Annotated in this window: 15 protein-coding genes; 8 read left to right on the top strand and 7 right to left on the bottom strand. The window is 55.2% G+C overall.

Going from position 1 to position 18,491, the window contains the following annotated elements; translation table 11 throughout:
• Positions 1-223: 223 nt before the first annotated feature.
• Together Q1L34_RS10985 and Q1L34_RS10980 are read left to right on the top strand one after the other, a co-directional pair.
• A complete protein-coding gene (locus tag Q1L34_RS10985; protein ID WP_069475887.1) occupies positions 224-832 on the top strand; it encodes a glutathione S-transferase family protein in 609 nt (202 codons plus the stop codon).
• Between the two features lie 237 nt (positions 833-1,069).
• Positions 1,070-2,680 carry an FAD-NAD(P)-binding protein gene (locus Q1L34_RS10980; RefSeq protein ID WP_099843742.1) on the top strand — a complete coding sequence of 537 codons (1,611 nt, stop codon included), beginning with the start codon at positions 1,070-1,072 and terminating at the stop codon, positions 2,678-2,680.
• Between the two features lie 9 nt (positions 2,681-2,689).
• Here the strand turns inward: Q1L34_RS10980 and Q1L34_RS10975 are convergent, their stop codons facing one another.
• From Q1L34_RS10975 to Q1L34_RS10955, 5 genes are all read right to left on the bottom strand, one after another.
• Positions 2,690-2,827, bottom strand: coding sequence for a hypothetical protein (locus Q1L34_RS10975; RefSeq protein ID WP_327204505.1), 138 nt, complete (start codon positions 2,825-2,827; stop codon positions 2,690-2,692).
• Positions 2,828-3,103: 276 nt separating this feature from the next.
• Positions 3,104-3,898, bottom strand: coding sequence for an MBL fold metallo-hydrolase (locus tag Q1L34_RS10970; protein ID WP_327204504.1), 795 nt, complete (start codon positions 3,896-3,898; stop codon positions 3,104-3,106).
• 174 nt (positions 3,899-4,072) lie between these two features.
• Positions 4,073-4,708, bottom strand: a complete 636-nt coding sequence (locus Q1L34_RS10965) for a carbonic anhydrase (RefSeq protein WP_004862810.1) — start codon at positions 4,706-4,708, stop codon at positions 4,073-4,075.
• A gap of 212 nt (positions 4,709-4,920) precedes the next feature.
• Positions 4,921-6,570 carry an OFA family MFS transporter gene (locus tag Q1L34_RS10960; RefSeq protein WP_032716412.1) on the bottom strand — a complete coding sequence of 550 codons (1,650 nt, stop codon included), beginning with the start codon at positions 6,568-6,570 and terminating at the stop codon, positions 4,921-4,923.
• A gap of 297 nt (positions 6,571-6,867) precedes the next feature.
• The gene (locus tag Q1L34_RS10955) at positions 6,868-8,646 is read right to left on the bottom strand and encodes a sigma-54 interaction domain-containing protein (protein WP_015584180.1); all 1,779 of its coding nucleotides are present in this window, start codon (positions 8,644-8,646) and stop codon (positions 6,868-6,870) included.
• Positions 8,647-9,112: 466 nt separating this feature from the next.
• Between Q1L34_RS10955 and ygeW the strand changes: the two genes are divergently transcribed.
• From ygeW to arcC, 5 genes are all read left to right on the top strand, one after another.
• A complete protein-coding gene (gene ygeW / locus Q1L34_RS10950) occupies positions 9,113-10,300 on the top strand; it encodes a knotted carbamoyltransferase YgeW (protein ID WP_004862818.1) in 1,188 nt (395 codons plus the stop codon).
• 60 nt (positions 10,301-10,360) lie between these two features.
• Positions 10,361-11,560, top strand: a complete 1,200-nt coding sequence (gene dpaL / locus Q1L34_RS10945; RefSeq protein WP_004862823.1) for a diaminopropionate ammonia-lyase — start codon at positions 10,361-10,363, stop codon at positions 11,558-11,560.
• Positions 11,561-11,622: 62 nt separating this feature from the next.
• Positions 11,623-12,834 (top strand): YgeY family selenium metabolism-linked hydrolase, encoded by a 1,212-nt coding sequence (locus Q1L34_RS10940; RefSeq protein WP_004862825.1) that lies wholly within the window; start codon positions 11,623-11,625, stop codon positions 12,832-12,834.
• 51 nt (positions 12,835-12,885) lie between these two features.
• Positions 12,886-14,292: a dihydropyrimidinase gene (gene hydA / locus Q1L34_RS10935; RefSeq protein ID WP_004862828.1), complete on the top strand. Its 1,407-nt coding sequence runs from the start codon at positions 12,886-12,888 to the stop codon at positions 14,290-14,292.
• 12 nt (positions 14,293-14,304) lie between these two features.
• Positions 14,305-15,237, top strand: coding sequence for a carbamate kinase (gene arcC, locus Q1L34_RS10930; protein WP_004862832.1), 933 nt, complete (start codon positions 14,305-14,307; stop codon positions 15,235-15,237).
• Between the two features lie 86 nt (positions 15,238-15,323).
• On the opposite strand, the gene yqeB is transcribed toward arcC, so the two are convergent.
• Complete coding sequence (yqeB, locus tag Q1L34_RS10925; RefSeq protein WP_044349858.1) at positions 15,324-16,949, bottom strand: selenium-dependent molybdenum cofactor biosynthesis protein YqeB; 1,626 nt, start codon at positions 16,947-16,949, stop codon at positions 15,324-15,326.
• Between the two features lie 57 nt (positions 16,950-17,006).
• Entirely contained in the window at positions 17,007-17,765 is a 759-nt protein-coding gene (gene yqeC, locus Q1L34_RS10920) for a selenium cofactor biosynthesis protein YqeC (RefSeq protein ID WP_327204503.1), read from the bottom strand.
• Positions 17,766-17,799: 34 nt separating this feature from the next.
• Between yqeC and Q1L34_RS10915 the strand changes: the two genes are divergently transcribed.
• On the top strand, positions 17,800-18,399 hold the full coding sequence (locus Q1L34_RS10915; protein WP_327204502.1) for an NTP transferase domain-containing protein: 600 nt from the start codon (positions 17,800-17,802) through the stop codon (positions 18,397-18,399).
• Positions 18,400-18,491 lie beyond the last annotated feature (92 nt).

Below are 18,491 nucleotides of genomic sequence, written 5' to 3'. Positions count from 1 at the left end.
CCGGCTCCTGGAGGTCAACGTTACCCTGGTCCAGGAGGGTAAACCTCGGGCGACAGTACCGGTCAGTCATTCTGACATCTCAGGTAAGAAATGCGTAATATTCGTTATCGCCAATCTGGCGTAATGTCTCTCTGCAGCCAGGGGCAATGCGCACGGTGATATCCTTCCTGGCGCACCTTGATTGACCCGGCATTCTCCTTTCAGAGACAGGAAAACAGGAATCATGATGAAACTCATTGGCATGTTGGACTCCCCTTACGTGAGGCGCATCGCGGTATCTCTGGCGCTGTACGGTGTCGAATTTGAACACCTGCCGCTGTCGGTGTTTAGTGCCGTTGAACCCTTCGCAAAATTCAATCCGGTGGTCAAGGCGCCTACGCTGATTCTGGATAACGCCGTTCGGCTGATGGACTCCACGCTGATCCTTCATTACTTCGAATCTCAGGCAGATTTGCAGCGTAAATTGCTCCCCGCCGCCGGCCCTGCGCTGGCCGAAGATCTTCAGACGCTGGGATGGATTCTGGCTGCCAGCGAAAAAGCCGTACAACAGGTTTACGAACACCGCTTACGGCCGCCAGAGAAACAGTATCAACCGTGGATTGAACGCATCACCTGGCAGTTACTGTCTGCCTGCCGGGAATGGAACGCCGCGCTGGAACGCCGGGCGCTCAACACGCCGCTCGATCAGGTCTCGGTAACCAGCGCCGTGGTATGGACCTTTATTCAGGCGATGATCCCCGAGGTGGTGAAGGCCGATGACTTCCACTCAATTCGTGCCCACAGCGAAATAGCAGAAGCCCATCCGGCCTTGAAACAGTTTCCTTTTCCCTGAGCGATATAACAGCGGAAAACTTTTGCGGGGCACAGAGGCCCCTTTTTTATTGCCCGCCAGCCGACAGCCGGGAGCGACGTACAGACCGCATGCATCCAGCTGGCTGGCGCCGGGGTTTTCGACCACACTTAAACCCGACTCCCGCTGCTGAACCTAAGGCGCCGATCGCTTTTCCCGGTTGACCGTCCGGCAGGCGGGAAACGGCAATGGAAGAACGTTTATCACGGGTGATGATGCATGAAGAAAATTGCGATTATCGGCGCAGGCCCCACCGGGATTTATACTCTTTTTTCCCTGTTAAAATATCCGGAGCCGCTGGCGGTGACGGTCTATGAGCAGGCGAGTCAGGCCGGCGTCGGCATGCCATACAGCGACGAAGAAAACTCGCGCATGATGCTGGCCAATATCGCCAGTATTGAAATCCCACCGATCCTCTGTCCCTATATCGACTGGCTGAAACAGCAAAGCGAGGAGCACCTTGCCCGCTATGGCGTCAGCTATGATTCGCTGCATGTTCGCCAGTTTCTTCCGCGTATCCTGCTTGGCGAATATTTTCGCGACCAGTTTATCGGCCTGACAGCCAGAGCCAGACAACAGGGTTTCTCGCTGACGGTGCATGAATCCTGTGAGGTCACCGACCTGCAGGCCACGGCAGAAGGCGTCAGATTATGGGCACAAGGTGAGTCGGCGGCGGAACGTTTCGATCTTGCGGTCATCGCCACGGGCCACGTCTGGCCCGCTGACGAGGAGTCCACCCGTACCTTTTTCCCCAGTCCGTGGTCCGGCCTGATGGATGCCGAGATCCCGGCATGCAGGGTCGGTATCATGGGTACCTCGTTGAGCGGTATTGATGCCGCGATGGCCGTGGTGGTTCAGCACGGCGAGTTTGTCGAATCCGCCGCGCGCTCGCTGCAGTTCAGGCTCAATCCGGCCAGCAAAGCGCTGAATATTGTCCTGATGTCGCGCTCCGGCATATTGCCGGAAGCGGATTTTTACTGCCCGATTCCCTATGAACCGCTTTCGGTGGTGACGCCTGACGCGCTGGAAAAGGCGATTGCCGCCGGTTCAGAGGGTTTACTTGACCGCGTTTTCCGGTTGATGGCAGAGGAGATCGAGCGCGCCGATCCGCAATGGAGTGCCGGTATCGCCCTCCCGACGCTGAACGCCGATAGCTTCAGCGACGCGTGGTTTCGTGAACGACACCAACATGACCCGTTTCACTGGGCGCAGGCCAATCTTATGGAAGTCGAGCGCAACAAGCGCGAGAAATACACCGTTCCGTGGCGCTATGTCATCCTCCGGCTGCATGAGGCCGTGCAGGAAATGGTCCCGCATCTGGATGAGCGGGATAGTCAGCGCTTTAGCGACGGGCTCGCCCGGGTGTTCATCGATAATTACGCCGCTATTCCGTCAGAGTCGATCCGCCGCCTGCTGGCGCTTCGTGAAGCCGGAGCGATCCGCATTCTCGCCCTCGGCGAGGATTACCAGATGGCGATCGAAGAGGACAAAACGGTGATTACCACGCGGGAAAGCCGGGCCACCTATGATGTCTTTATTGATGCACGCGGGCAAAGAGCGCTAAAAACAAAAGATCTGCCCTTCCCGACGTTACGGGAGCAGCTGCAGGCCACCGGCGATGAGATCCCGGACGTAGGGGACGACTACACGTTACAGGAGCCTGCGGAGGTACGAGGCCGCGTGGCGTTCGCGGCGCTGCCGTGGTTAATGCATGATCGGCCTTTTGTGCAGGGTATTACCGCCTGTGCCGAGATGGCTGAAGCCATGGCCGGCGCCATTTCCCGTCCGGCGTCCCGTCGCCGCAGGCGTTTGCCGCAGACCGATCTGTGACGATCAATCTTAGCGCTGCCCGGGATCCGGGTGAAAAGGATCTTTCTTATGGTCCTCGCTATCATCGCGTTTACGCGGTATTTCCCCCTGTTCGCGCGGGTCGTCTTTTGCCGGGCGACTCCCGCGCTTTGCGGTGTCATTTGCCATCAATCGTCTCATGTATACCTCCGGTCGCGACGTGGATGATTGCGGTGGCTGATAAGCCGGCGCAGGAAAAAGTCCTGTGCAGGTTCCTCAACCGGCCTTATAAAGCCTGGTTGCCAGGACAAGTTTTCACCAGTGAAAAGATTTGCGCCTGCTCCTTCGCCTCAGGCCAGGTCTGGTGTTCGGATGACGGCGACGGGGTGTGGTAGCGGCCCTTTTCGGCAATGGGCGGCGATGAGCGGCCTGTGCAAAAGGGCCTCTCATCGCGATTAACAGGCGTCATCCACGCAGGCAGGCGAGATATTTTCGTGCGGAACGCTGTACCCTTTCATGCGCGTTGTTCAGCATATTTTGCCCGGCGAAGGCTCCGTACAGTCTGGCAAACCGCACGCCGGCCAGGCGCTGCATGATGTTTTCAATGACCGACGCGGGCAGCGGCAGCATATTCGGGTAGCTCCACATAAAAGAGACCGCATCCGCACCGGGAGTCACCTGCAGGATGTCGCCCACCAGCAGCGTGCCATCGCCCTCGCGCCAGTGTAGAACGGTTCCCCCGCCGAAGTGGCCGCCCAGTCGCAACAGCTGCACCGAGGGCCATAGCTCAAACGCATCGCCTTGCCACAGACGAATCGCCGGGCTATCGCGCACGATCCACTCACTGTCGCTGGCATGCAGATAGACTGGCGCGTCAAAGGCGGCCGCCCAATCCTGCATGGTGGTGTAGTAATGAGGATGGGAAATCGCGATGGCATCAATACCGCCAAGCGCAGCTATCAACGCCATCGTGGCGGCATCGAGATTGGCAATGCAATCCCACAGAATATTGCCCTGCGGCGTTCTGAGCAGAAACGCGCGTTGGTTAATAGCGAACCGGGGAACGGTTTTAAGGCTAAACAAGGTGTTGTCATGCTGTTGCCAGGCGTTGGTATGATGGCTGATGAGATCCTCGAAGGCTACCCACGCCTGTCCGCTGACCGGGACATACTGGCGTTCATCGTTACAAATCTTGCAGCGTAAGATGGGTGTACTTCTTTCGTCATACGACGTGCCGCACGTTTTACACAGCTTAATCATTATTCCCCTCCTGCACGATGGTAAAGCAGTCATGAGTATGGCAGATGCGCGGCGACGGCCGGTGATTCCAAAGATGACAGGAAAGCCACAGAGGGGAGAACAGGAATAAGAACGGGAGGACGAGTCAAAAACGGTACACTGAGATACAGGGCTTCCCTGCCCTGAAGAGAGAAATTACTCGAAGTAGACGGCCGGGTTCTCCGACAGCGATACAAAGGTTTTGGTGTTCTTATCCAGCGCGCCAATCGCCCCGCTTTCGATATCGTAAACCCAGCCGTGCAGGCGCAGCGCCTTATCACGCAGACCGACGGCAACCGACGGGTGAGTTTTGATGTTGTTCAGCTGTGCGATAACGTTTTCCCGCACCATCGCATTCACTTTATCGATTTCACTGTTCCAGGTGCCTTTTTCGACCACCGCTTTTGCGGCATCGGCATAGCGCAGCCAATGCGCCACTGCCGGCATCGGATCCAGACACTGGCAGGTCGCAACCGCAGTCATCGCGCCGCAGTTGGAATGGCCACAGATGACAATATCGGTGACGCCCAGGGCAACAACGGCATATTCGATAGTCGCGGACACGCCGCCCGGCTCTGGTCCGAATGAGGGCACGATATTCCCCGCGTTACGAATGACAAAGAGCTGTCCAGGTTCCTGCTGGGTCACCAGTTCCGGTACCAGGCGGCTGTCAGAACAGGAGATAAACAGCGCTTTGGGATTCTGGCTGGAGGCCAGGCTACGGAAGAGCTCTTTACGCTGCGGGAAGATCTCTTTCTGGAAGTTGAGGAAACCCTCAATGATATGTTGCATAGCAGTGTCTCTTTTCTCGGTATGAATTACGGTATGACAAAGATCACAGTTTGTCAGTGTATCACCGCAGCAGAGAATAGGAATCGTTATTCAAATGGAATCTATATGTTGCAGCCCCGATCGTTTCTGCGGGGCTGTGACAAAATACAAGGGATCTCACGCCTCAGACAGCGCAACGGTTGCGTTCAGTCGGTACGTGCACTACCTCCTCGCTAGATGAAGAATTTTATTGCCTGTTGCATCGTCGTGCCTATTCCCCACAGCAGCGGTAGCCCCACAGCAAACCAGCTTAACGTTAGCAGCACAACGGAGGGACGGGCCTCCCATGTCAATTGCGCGTTGGCATTAATGGTATACATGCCCTTAGCCTGCTGCTGCTGTTCGGCGGTCATGGCATATTTTTCCGCAATCGGGCGCACAAGCTGGTTGCAGATGAAACCCATAACCAGTAATACCGTCAAGACCAGCAGCGTAATATCATAGATCCGTGCCGGGGCGATGCCCTGCGCCAGCTGATATTCTCGCAGGTAATTCACCAGCACCGGGCCGCTAATGCCGGCAGCGGACCAGGCGGTCAACAGACGACCGTGAATCGCTCCGACCATCTGAGAACCAAATACATCGGCCAGATAAGCCGGAATGGTGGCAAAGCCGCCGCCATACATCGAAATAATGACGCACAGCGCGCAGACGAAAAGCGCCACATAGCCACCGTGATTGGTCAGCGGCAACGTCCCGTATAACAACGCCCCCAGCAAAAAAATTAAGGCAAAGGTGGTCTTTCTGCCGCACAGATCCGACACCGAAGCCCAGAAGAAACGCCCCAGAATATTAAACAAACTGAGCAGGCCGGTGAATCCGGCGGCCATCGTCGCAATCCGCTTCAGCTGTTCGCCACTTAATTCATTCCAGCTCAGGTCCTGCGAGAGTAGCTTTCCGGCAAAAATCTCCTGCAGCATGGGTGATGCCATACCCAAAATGCCGATACCGGCGGTGACATTCAACCACAACACCAGCCACAGCAGCCAGAACTGGGGCGTTCGCCACGCCACGCTGACATGCACCTGTATGGTGGAATGATTACGCATCACCTTTTGCGCTTTCTCCCCCGAGGGATGCCAGCCCATCGGCGGCAAACGGTAGCCAAACGTACCGCACAACATAAACAGCGAGTAGATCCCCGCCAGCGCCAGGATACTCTGCCAGACGCCGTTTCCTTGCGGGCCGGCAAAAAAGTTCATCAGCCAGTTTGCTAACGGCGCGCCGACCAGTGCCCCGCCGCCGAAGCCCATGATCGCCATGCCAGCAGCCATCCCGCGCTTGTCCGGGAACCAGCGCAGTAACGTAGAAACCGGCGATATGTAGCCCAGTCCCAGGCCAATACCACCAATCACTCCGGCTCCCAGCCAGAGTAGCCACAGTTGATGACTGTAAATGGCGAGAGCGGAGAGCAGCAACCCGCCGCACCAGCACAGCGTCGCGACGAGACTCACCAGTCGCGGACCGACTTTTTCCAGCCAGCTTCCCCAGAGTGCCGCGGCGCAGCCAAGGAAAACAAAAAACAAGGTATAGGTCCAACCCAGCAGCGAAATTTTCCAGTCACATTCTCGGGTAAATAGCTGCTGCCAGAATGACATCTCAGCCGGACACTGCAGGGGGTGTGTACCGCCAATTAACTGCGACATTGGCAACCAGAAGACGGAAAAACCGTAAGCCATGCCGATGCATAAATGCACGGCTAACGCCGCCGGTGGGACCAGCCAACGGTTAAATCCGGGGCGAGCAATGATGCGAGACTTAGCAAAAAATGGTGTTATCGGTGATACGGCTAAGGGAGGTGTATTCTCATTTAGTTGCGCCATAATCCTGTCCTTATCATGTTTGCTAACCGGCTACCTCAGCAGCCGAAGACAGGGTTACAAAGCAATAATGACGCCACCTGGTTAAAAAATAGACAAAAATGCAGACTGAAGCGAGCAAGCACTGCCTGCTGTTGGTCTCATAGACAGAAGCGATAGCTTTACCGGCAGCAGTGAATGCGTCAAACCTCAAGCCTGAGTCAGGAAGAGATGATTTTGATAATTACCGCTCTCAGAGTGATAACCCGCCGCCGCTCCGCCATACGTTTAGCATAAGGGCTATCCTTGTCCGTTCAAGAATCAGATGCCAATCAGCTCGTACTTTTTAATTTTGCGATACAGCGTGGCAATGCCAATTCCCAGCTCATCCGCCGCCTGTTTCTTATTGCTGTAGCGAGTCAAAGCGTCGCGAATCATCTGTTTTTCCATCGCTTCCAGCGCCGTGCTCCCTTCTTCCTCTTTAACCTCCGCCATCTCGCCAGGCAGGCTGGCGTCCCGCCCGGTGGTTTTACCGCTGCAGATTAAGTTTGGCGGAAGCAATGACGCATCAATCACCTCACCCGATGGCACAACGTTGACCAGGTACTCCATCAAATTGCTCAGCTCGCGGATATTGCCAGGCCAATGATAGCGCTTAAGCAAACCGATGACCTCGGGAGAGACGCCGGGATAGACCAGCTCAAGACGGCGGGTATGCAGCTGCAGGAAATGGTGAATGAGCAACTCGATGTCATCCTGCCGCTCGCGTAGCGGCGGTAACCTTAACGGAATCACGTTAAGCCGGTAATAGAGGTCCTCACGAAATTTACCCTCGGCGATAAACTGCGCCAGGTTTTGGTTGGTGGCGGAAATAATGCGGATATCGACCGGAACCGGGTGACTGGCCCCTACCGGCTGGATCTCACGCGACTCAATTGCTCTCAGCAGCTTTGCCTGCAGCGTAAGGGGCATATCGCCAATCTCATCGAGAAACAGCGTACCGTGATTCGCCGCCTGTATCAGCCCGGGTTTACCGTTGGCCGACGCGCCGGTAAATGCCCCTTTTACGTAACCGAACAGCTCGCTCTCCAGCAGCTGTTCGGGGATAGCCGCACAGTTGATGGCAATAAACGGCTTTGCCTGTCGGTCGCTCAGCTTATGAATGGCGCGGGCGACAACCTCTTTTCCGGTCCCGCTTTCGCCAGCAACCATCACGCTGGACGGACCACGCGCTATGCGGCTTATCAGTTTTTTCAACTGACGCATCGGGCGACATTCGCCAATCAGCTGCTCAATCTGCGGCTCGTCCTGCGCCGCACTGAAATCCGTCGTGGCGTGCGATTGATGAAAAGCCATTAAGAATAGCCACTGATCCTGAACAGCATGCAGCTGCCCGATAATAAGTTCTTTCTTGTCATCAAAGGAGATCACATGCTGCATATGGCCGCGCACAAAATTATGCTCAAAGGTTAACGGACGAAAATTAATCGTTTTGCCGACCATATTTCCCTGATTTACACCAAGAATCTTTAATGCCGTCTGGTTGGCAAATTTTATCTTTTGATCGAGGCTGACCACCAGCACCCCCTGATCCATATTCTCAATCATGGTCAAAAATATTTTTTGAATATTATCGCTACTGCCCTGCCCCTCCAGCAGCCGCGAAACGAATATTGATGAGACATGGCGAACGTAATCGGAGAATTCGTGAAGATTATCTTTAATTCGCTCCTGCTGCTCGCGGGTTAACGCAATAAGGCTAATAACGCCCACACACTGTCCCTGATAAATAACAGGAGTGCCAAGAAACGCTTTTTCTTTGCAACTTTCCTTACTGGCACATCCTTTACAAAGAGGATCAAAACGAGAATGGGTAACAACTTTGTCTTTTTTTGTTTCTATTATGTAACGCAAAAGTCGCGAATCTTCATTCAACTTTTTTCCCAGCAATCTCCCGTACGCGCCTGTTCCGGCGACGCGACAGAGTGTGTTATCGACAATCTCGACCTCAAGCTGAAGCACGCTGGAGAGCATACGAGCAAACCGTTGAATTGTAGGTTGAATTTGCATCAATACGGATAAGGTGTTAGAGGAAATCATAATGAACCCTTACTCTCACTAACCGAAAACTATTTTTATTCTTTCCCGATGATACTACTCCAGGGTTGAACGGAATTGATGCAGATAAAATCCCCTTTTCACTCTTTGACGGAAATATGGAGGCGATATCACATTTTCATATCAATATGAGAATTCGCAGCGGTTTTTTATCAATTTGACGATGAAGCTGTCTTTTCTTCCCCGTTCTGCGGCCGCTGAATAAAAGAAACCGAATTGCAGCCGGCATAACGAAAATGAATCTTATTTACCTCACCCCCTCGAGCACCGATGTTTACGTGATCGTCATCGCATAATCACAGCCATTTATCTCTACGTCAGACTCTTTATCAGGAACTGGCACAGTTATTGTTAGTGAATATACAGCGCTGGCCGTCGCCACTTCACGCTCGCCGCTCCCGACCGCACAGCAATCATTAAGCTCGTCATTCACTACCAGGACCTAAAAATGAAAACTGTTAACGAACTGATTAAGGATATCAACCACCTCAACTCCAACCTTCACGATAAAGACTTCCTGCTGACGTGGGAACAGTCTCCGGATGAGCTGAAACAGGTGCTGGATGTTGCCGAAGCCTTAAAGACGCTGCGTGCAGAGAATATTGCCACCCAGGCCTTTAATAGCGGGCTGGGAATTTCCGTTTTTCGCGATAACTCAACCCGCACTCGTTTCTCCTATGCCTCAGCGCTGAATTTGTTAGGTCTCGCGCAGCAGGACCTTGATGAAGGCAAATCACAAATTGCCCACGGCGAAACCGTTCGCGAAACCGCCAACATGATCTCATTTTGTGCCGACGTTATCGGTATTCGCGACGACATGTATCTTGGCGCCGGCAATGCCTACATGCGCGAAGTCGGCGACGCGCTGGACGACGGATTCCAACAGGGCGTACTGCCGCAGCGCCCGGCCCTCATTAACCTGCAGTGCGATATCGACCACCCGACGCAGGCAATGGCCGATCTTGCCTGGCTGCGCGAACATTTTGGATCGCTGGAAAACCTGAAAGGTAAAAAAATCGCCATGACCTGGGCCTACTCGCCAAGTTACGGCAAACCTCTCTCGGTGCCTCAGGGAATTATCGGTCTGATGACCCGCTTTGGTATGGACGTCACTCTGGCACACCCGGAAGGCTACGATCTGATTCCGGACGTCATCGACGTGGCGAAAAACAACGCCGAAGCTTCTGGCGGCCGCTTCCGTCAGGTCACCGATATGGCAGAAGCGTTTAAGGATGCGGACATTGTATATCCGAAGTCCTGGGCACCTTATAAGGTGATGGAAAAACGCACCGAACTGCTGCGCGCTAACGATCATGATGGGTTAAAAGCGCTGGAGCAGGCCTGCCTGGCGCAAAACGCCAACCATAAAGACTGGCACTGTACTGAAGAGATGATGGCGCAGACTAAAAACGGCGAGGCGCTATATATGCACTGTCTGCCTGCCGACATCACCGGCGTCTCCTGCGACGAGGGGGAAGTCACCGAAGCGGTCTTCGAAAAATACCGTATCGCCACCTACAAAGAAGCCAGCTGGAAGCCATACATCATCGCCGCCATGATTTTGTGCCGCAAATACGCCAGACCTGGCCAGCTGCTGGAGCAATTGCTCAACGAAGCACAAAAACGCGTCAAGTAACCTATCAGGCTGGCCTGCAGGCCAGCATCACACTCTCCGCATGATGGATAAGGACAGAGTATGTCTGCTTTCTCACTGAAAATGGATATTGCCGAAAACCGTTTTTTTACCGGCGAAACATCCCCGCTGTTTTCGCGCCAGCAGGCGCAACAGGCACGACATTTTCATCAAAAAATCGTCGGATATAAACCGACGCCGCTGTATGCCCTCAAATCGCTGGCTGCTCTGTTCGGCGTAAGTACGATTCTGGTCAAAGACGAGTCGCAGCGTTTCGGTCTGAACGCATTCAAAATGCTGGGCGGCGCCTACGCTATCGCACAGCTGCTGTGCGAAAAATATCACCTGGATATCAACGCATTTTCCTTCGCAACCTTCAAATCCAGCATCAAAGAAAAGATGACCTTTGCCACCACCACCGACGGTAACCACGGACGCGGCGTGGCGTGGGCGGCACAGCAGCTGGGACAGAATGCCGTCATCTATATGCCCAAAGGTTCTGCCCAGGAGCGCGTTGATGCCATCCTGCGGCTTGGCGCCAGGTGTATCGTCACCGAGATGAACTATGACGATACCGTACGCTTCACGATGCAAACCGCCCGGCAAAACGGCTGGGAAGTGGTACAAGACACCGCCTGGGAAGGTTATACCAAAATCCCGACCTGGATTATGCAAGGTTACGCCACCCTCGCCGATGAAGCGGTAGAGCAGATGGCGGCAATGGGCATTGCTCGTCCGACCCACGTTTTCCTGCAGGCTGGCGTCGGCGCGATGGCCGGCGGCGTGCTCGGTTATCTGGTGGACGTCTTCGGCGCACGCGATCTGCATTCGGTTATCGTTGAGCCAGAGCTGGCGGATTGTCTCTACCGTTCAGGCGTCAAAGGTCAAATCGTCAACGTTGGCGGCAGCATGGCCACGATTATGGCAGGCCTGGCCTGCGGCGAACCCAATCCGCTGGGCTGGGACATTCTGCGCAACTGCGCCACCCAGTTTATCTCCTGTCAGGATGCCGTAGCCGCGCTCGGGATGCGCGTACTGGGTAATCCTCTCGGTACCGATCCGCGGGTGATTTCCGGAGAGTCTGGCGCTGTCGGTCTGGGCATTCTCTCCGCCGTACATTTCCATCCACAGCGCGAAGCGCTGATGAATAAGCTCGGACTGGATAGCCGCTCCGTGGTGCTGGTTATCAGTACTGAAGGCGATACCGATGTGGAGCACTACCGGGAAGTCGTCTGGGAAGGTAAATATCCGGCAGCCCAATAATTCCTCAGAACACTGACAAATTCATCCCGCTGAGCGGGAAACAAAAACTGGAGAACTGATTCATGGCCAAGCACATTCCCTTCAAACTTATTCTTGAAAAAGCAAACCACTACCAGCAGGACATGACCCGTTTTCTACGGGACATGGTGGCAATACCTAGCGAAAGCTGTGATGAAAAACGCGTTGTCCATCGCATTAAAGAAGAGATGGAAAAGGTCGGCTTCGACAAAGTGGTCATCGACCCGATGGGCAACGTTCTTGGTTATATCGGCCATGGCCCGCGTCTCGTCGCGATGGACGCACATATCGATACCGTCGGCATCGGCAACATCAAGAACTGGAATTTCGATCCCTATGAAGGCATGGAGACCGATGAGTTAATCGGCGGTCGTGGAACGTCTGACCAGGAGGGGGGAATGGCCTCCATGGTCTACGCCGGTAAAATTATCAAAGACCTCGGACTGGAAGATGAGTACACCCTGCTGGTCACCGGCACCGTTCAGGAAGAAGATTGCGATGGGCTGTGCTGGCAGTACATCATCGAGCAGTCAGGTATTCGCCCGGAGTTTGTTGTCAGCACCGAACCAACGGATTGTCAGATCTACCGCGGTCAGCGCGGGCGTATGGAAATTCGCGTTGATGTCCAGGGCATCAGTTGCCACGGTTCCGCGCCGGAACGCGGCGATAACGCGATTTTCAAAATGGGACCAATCCTCAATGAACTGCAGGAACTCTCGCACAAACTGGGCAATGATGAGTTCCTGGGCAAAGGCACCCTGACCGTTTCCGAAATTTTCTTCACCTCGCCAAGCCGCTGCGCCGTTGCCGACAGCTGCGCAGTCTCCATCGACCGGCGCCTGACCTGGGGGGAAACCTGGGAAGGCGCTCTGGCTGAAATTCGCGCCCTGCCCGCCGTACAAAATGCCGGCGCGGTGGTGTCGATGTACAACTATGACCGTCCGTCCTGGACCGGGCTGGTCTACCCGACCGAGTGCTATTTCCCGACCTGGAAAGTGGAAGAAAACCACTTCACCGTCCGTGCGCTAAGCAATGCCTATGAAGGGCTGTTTGGTAAAGCGCCGGTCGTTGATAAATGGACCTTCTCGACCAACGGCGTTTCCATCATGGGCCGTCACGGCATTCCGGTCATCGGTTTTGGGCCAGGTAAAGAACCGGAAGCCCATGCGCCTAATGAGAAGACCTGGAAATCCCATCTGGTGACCTGTGCCGCGATGTATGCCGCCATTCCGCTTAGCTGGCTGGCCACTGAATAATCATTGACTGCAACCCCTCCCGTCGCTTCGCGACGGGAGTCTGGAGTGTTTATGCGCGTACTGATTAAAAATGGCATCGTCGTCAATGCCGACGGCCGGGCTAAACAGGATCTGCTCATTGAAAACGGTCTGGTCAGCCGCCTGGCCCCCCAGATAACGCCTGACCAACCTTGCGACACTATTGATGCCGAAGGTTGCTACGTGATGCCCGGCGGCATCGATGTTCATACCCACTTTAATATTGATACCGGACTCGCCCGCAGCTGTGATGATTTTTTTACCGGTACCCGCGCCGCCGCGTGTGGCGGTACAACAACCATCATCGATCATATGGGCTTTGGCCCTGCCGGCTGTCGGTTACGCCACCAGCTGGAGGCCTACCACGGATATGCCGCTTATAAAGCGGTGATTGACTACAGTTTTCATGGCGTTATCCAGCATATAAATCACGCGATTCTTGATGAGATCCCGATGATGGTCGAGGCGGGGATCAGTAGCTTTAAGCTCTACCTGACCTACCAGTACAAACTCAATGATGACGAGGTGCTGCAGGCGATGCGTCATCTACAGCGTGCCGGGGCATTAACGACCGTCCATCCGGAAAATGATGCCGCTATCGCGCAAAAGCGCGCTGAGTTTCTTGCCGCCGGTAAGACCGCCCCGCGCTATCACGCTTTAAGTCGCCCGTTTGAGTGCGAAGCCGAAGCCATCGCGCGGATGATCAATCTGGCACAGCTTGCCGGCAATGCACCGCTATACATTGTGCATCTCTCCAATAGTCTGGGTCTGGACTATCTACGTCTCGCCCAGGCCCGCCATCAGCCGGTATGGGTAGAAACCTGCCCACAGTATCTGCTGCTCGACGAACGCTGCTATGAGCGTGAAGATGCCCTGCAGTTTCTGCTCAGTCCACCGCTGCGTAATGCCAGGCATAACGATGCCCTGTGGTGCGGCATCAGCGATGGCGCGATTGATGTTGTCGCCACCGATCACTGTGCTTTCTCCATGGCCCAACGCCAGCAGCTTTCCGGTGGCGATTTCAGCCGCTGTCCGAACGGTCTGCCGGGAGTCGAAAATCGTTTGCTGCTCCTGTTCTCCCACGGGGTGATGACCGGACGCATTTCGGCGGAACGTTTCGTGGCTCTCACCAGCGCGACGCCGGCAAAACTGTTCGGTCTGTGGCCGAAAAAAGGGCTGCTGGCACCCGGCGCCGATGGCGATGTGGCGATCATCGATCCGCGTCGGACTACCACCATTCGTCATGAAATGCTGCATGACAACGCTGACTATTCCCCGTGGGAGGGGTTTATCTGTCAGGGCGCTATTCGCCAGACCTTGTCTCACGGCAGAGTGATCTTCGATAACGGTCACTTTACCGGCACCGCAGGCCAGGGGCGTTTCCTGCGCCGCCATCCCTTTTCAATCGCTAACGCTCCCGTAAGCGGAAATGCACCCTAAAGTGAGGAATGAATGAGTAAGAAAATTGTTCTCGCCCTTGGCGGAAATGCCTTAGGGGACGACCTGGCCGGGCAAATGCAGGCCGTTAAACAAACCGCGCAGGCCATCGTTGACCTGATTGCGCAGGGACACCAGGTGGTGGTGACTCACGGAAATGGTCCGCAGGTGGGGATGATTAACCTCGCTTTTGAAGCCGCTGCTAAAACGGAAGCGCACACGCCCATGCTGCCAATGTCGGTCTGCGTCGCCCTGAGCCAGGGCTACATTGGCTACGACTTACAAAACGCACTCCGTGAAGCACTCCTTTCCCGAGGAATGACCGTGCCCGTGGCAACGCTGATTACCCAGGTCGAAGTGGACGCCAACGACCCCGCATTTAAACATCCAACCAAACCTATCGGCTCCTTTTTTAGCGAAGAAGACGCCAGGCAGCTGACCCGCCAGGGGTACACCATGAAAGAGGATGCCGGCCGCGGCTACCGCCGCGTTGTCGCATCGCCACAACCGGTGGATATCATCGAAAAAGAGACGGTGAAAGCGATGATGGAAGCGGGTCATGTGGTGATTACCGTAGGCGGCGGCGGTATCCCCGTCATTCGTGAAGGCCACCACCTGCGGGGTGCCAGCGCGGTGATTGATAAAGACTGGGCCAGCGCGAAACTGGCAGCGATGATTGACGCCGATATGCTGATTATCCTGACCGCGGTGGAGAAAGTCGCCATCAACTTCGGCAAAGCGGATGAGCAGTGGCTGGACAGGCTCACGCTCAGCGATGCCGAACGCTATATTCGCGAAGGCCATTTCGCGAAAGGTTCGATGTTACCGAAAGTCGAGGCTGCCGCCTCGTTCGCGCGTTCCCGTCCCGGACGTCAAGCACTGATTACGGTTCTGAGCAAGGCTCAAGAAGGAATTGAAGGCAAAACCGGAACCGTGATAGCGGGTTAAACAGGGTCTGAGAAAACCAGTAACCCTCGATACGCCCGGTGATGTTCCGGGCGATTTTTACAGGACCAGCCCACGGGATATCAGGCTCAGGCGACCGTTAACACCGCTTCCTTCGCCTTAACACCTCGATGCATTAGCGTCATTAGCGCTTCAAGCACGCCACCGCCAATCGCTCTGGCCTTATCCGATACGCTGGTATAATCGGCGTCTGCGCCGCGCGGATCGATATCACCGATTTTGAAACCGCTGTTAACCACCAGGCCATCGTTTAATAACCCACGCACCATCCCGCCCAGCGGGGCCAGAATCTCCCGGTCACCGATGGTGGCGATCGTCTCCCCTTCGTTGACAATATCTCCCAGCCGCACCCGCCCCTGTAGCACGCCGGCCACCGGAGCGCGGATTACCCTCAGCGACGTGTGGCCCTGAATATTGCCCGGGATCCCGGTATTTGCCTGAGCGCAGCCGTGGTAAATCACCTGACCTAACCAGTGGCCCCGATGGGTTTCAATTACCGCGTGGCAATCTTTTCCAGCACAGAAACCGGGGCCAAGCGCGATCACCGCCGGTGCCAGCCCGCAATGAGTACCGAAGTTTTCCTTCGCCAGAATCGCATCCACCACGCAGGCGGGCCTCAGGTCGTGTAGGGAGTGGCACACTGGATCGACCAGAAGCGGGATGGCCCCATTTTCGACGATACGAATAGCCTCATGTACCGACGCTGCGCGCCGGGCGACAACGCCCTCTACCGTCACCTCACCGTCGAATATCGCCTGGGCAAAGGCCACGCTGCGGCGGATCGCCGTCGGTTTTTCAACCTCGAGCATGATCACCTTAAATCCGGCATGCCAGAGCCGCAGCGCCACCCCGGTAGCAATATCTCCGGCACCGCGAATCACGACCCGCAGATGCTGTGAGGGATGATCCACCGCCATCATCAGGCCACCAGCGGCCTGATTTTTCACCTGCAGGATCTCCGCCAGGACGCTGATAGCAATCTCGTTTGGCGTCTCTGCGCCAATGTTATAGCCCACCGGCGCATGCAGACGCGCAATGTGTTCTTCCGCAACCCCGTTTTCACGCAGTTGACGTAAAAAAACCTGAACCTTACGGCGGCTGGCCAACAGGCCAAGCCAGGCCACTGGCTGGGTAATCAGCCGATCCAGCGCTTCGCGATCTTTATTGTTGGTGGCGATGAGAACAAAGTTGTCCGGGCGAATGTCCAGCTTTTCTAACGCGGAACCAAAGGTTTCGGCATGCAGCAGCTGGGTCGACGGAGGGAAAAAATCAGGATTGAGGCTCTCCCGATAGATATCGGCAACGGCGATTTCGAACCCCACCAGCGCCGCAATTTGCGCAATTGCGCGGTTGACGTGTCCGCCGCCAATCAGCACCAGGCGCGGCCGCAGGCCATGCACGCTGATATAAACCGACATCGCGCCTCCGCAGTCAGAACCAACGGCATCGGCCCCGTTGCGCGCCATCCTGCCGTGAAACATTCTCGACGCCTTCTCACCCAGCGCCACCAGTGCCTCATCAATCACTTTTCGCTCCACCATCCCGCCGCCTATAGTTCCCGCAATGGTCCCGTCAGCGCGGATCAACATCTGCGCCGAGTGCCTGGGCGTTGAGCCTCTGCTGTCAACAATCTGCGCCAGCGCAAACGGGCGATTCTGTTCTTCGAGTCTTGCAGCTTCTGAGAAAATATTCATAACAACCTCGATGGCTATCCCTTTTCACCCCAGAGTGGATCTCACTCTCTCACTCTCTCACTCTCTCACTCGTCTGCGCGTGATTGCCGGACGCGCCTGAACGGATCCCGCCCAGATGGCATCAACATCGCCATCGGTCAGCAGGTCGGCTGTCAGCAAATTATCATTTTGAGAAAGCTGATTAAGTAACCAGATGCGCCGGACACCCGTCGGCGTATCTTTAAAGGCCCCTTCAGGATGCTGAATGAAACGATGCAGCATCGGCCAGCTCAGCCTGTCACCCGGTACGGCGGCGGTTATTCGGGAAAAAAACGGCCAGCGATGAACCGTCCCAGGACCAATACATTGCCCAATCAACCCGCCTCCCGTCACGGCAATGACGCAGCGACTTGAATCAGGGATGCAAGGTTCATGCTCGTTTGGCGCTTTGAGTGCAAAACCGTGAGCGCCGTCGGCTTCTACCAGCACCACGTCGACGTCAGCCTGCGCCACCAGTCCATCGAGTTGCTCGCCGGTAAAACCCTTTACTTTTCCAGCCTGCGGCAGCCATGCGGAAAAACAGGCCAGCAGCGGCTGTTGCCAGACGACTGGCGACAGCCACCGCGGATCGCGACAGATAACAACCGGCATCTGCGCCGGTAGATACATATGCGTGGTGGTGGTCAACAGGACCCGTCGTCCAGCCCGGACAAATAATTCAGCCAGCCACAACAACGTACTGGTTTTGCCGCCAGCGCCGACGGTGGAAATAAGTAACGGGCTGGCAGACGCACCCAAATCACAAAACAAGGCGTCATCTTGCGGTATATTTTCCATTAATCAGGTTCATTTCCATTATTTAAAGAGAGCTATGAAGCCGATCGACTGCATTATTACCGCCGCCGGGTTGTCCTCCCGAATGGGGCAATGGAAAATGATGTTACCCTGGCAAGAGGGAACAATACTTGATGCAAGTATTAAAAATGCCCTGCAATTTTGCTCACGTATTATTCTGGTGACGGGTTTTCACGCGCAGGAACTGCAGACACGGTATAGCAACAATCCCAGGATAACGCTGGCCCATAATGCGGATTATCAACATGGGTTGTTCTCATCCGTGATTTGCGGGGCCCGCGCCGTGACAAGCGAATACTGCTTTATCACCCACGGCGATCTGCCTTGTATCACGTCTGATGTGTTCCGCACCATGTGGCCGTTGCGCTATAACGGTTCGCTCCTTCCGCATTATCAAGGAATACCGGGCCATCCCATCCTCGTTGCCAGCCGCTATTTGCAACAGCGGCTGAACCGATCTGACGGTTCATCTGTCCGCAAAGCTCTGCTCAGCGGTCGGCATCAACGACTGGAACTGGAATATCCGGAAATTATTTTTGATATTGATACCCCTGCCGATTTTATTCGCCTGCAGAATAGCCCGCGTTTCTCGTCGCGATGCCATCGCACCTCATGAGGCGCGCTTATCGCGATAACGTAAATTATCATTGTGATAGATAAGCGTTGATTTTGAGAAATAAACACAGCTCATTTTGGTGAGTGATTTTA

The organism is Klebsiella ornithinolytica (assembly GCF_030505655.1).
Classification (GTDB): domain Bacteria; phylum Pseudomonadota; class Gammaproteobacteria; order Enterobacterales; family Enterobacteriaceae; genus Klebsiella; species Klebsiella ornithinolytica.
Note: the sequence above shows the minus strand (reverse complement) of the source record. Positions and strands in the feature narration are given on the sequence as shown.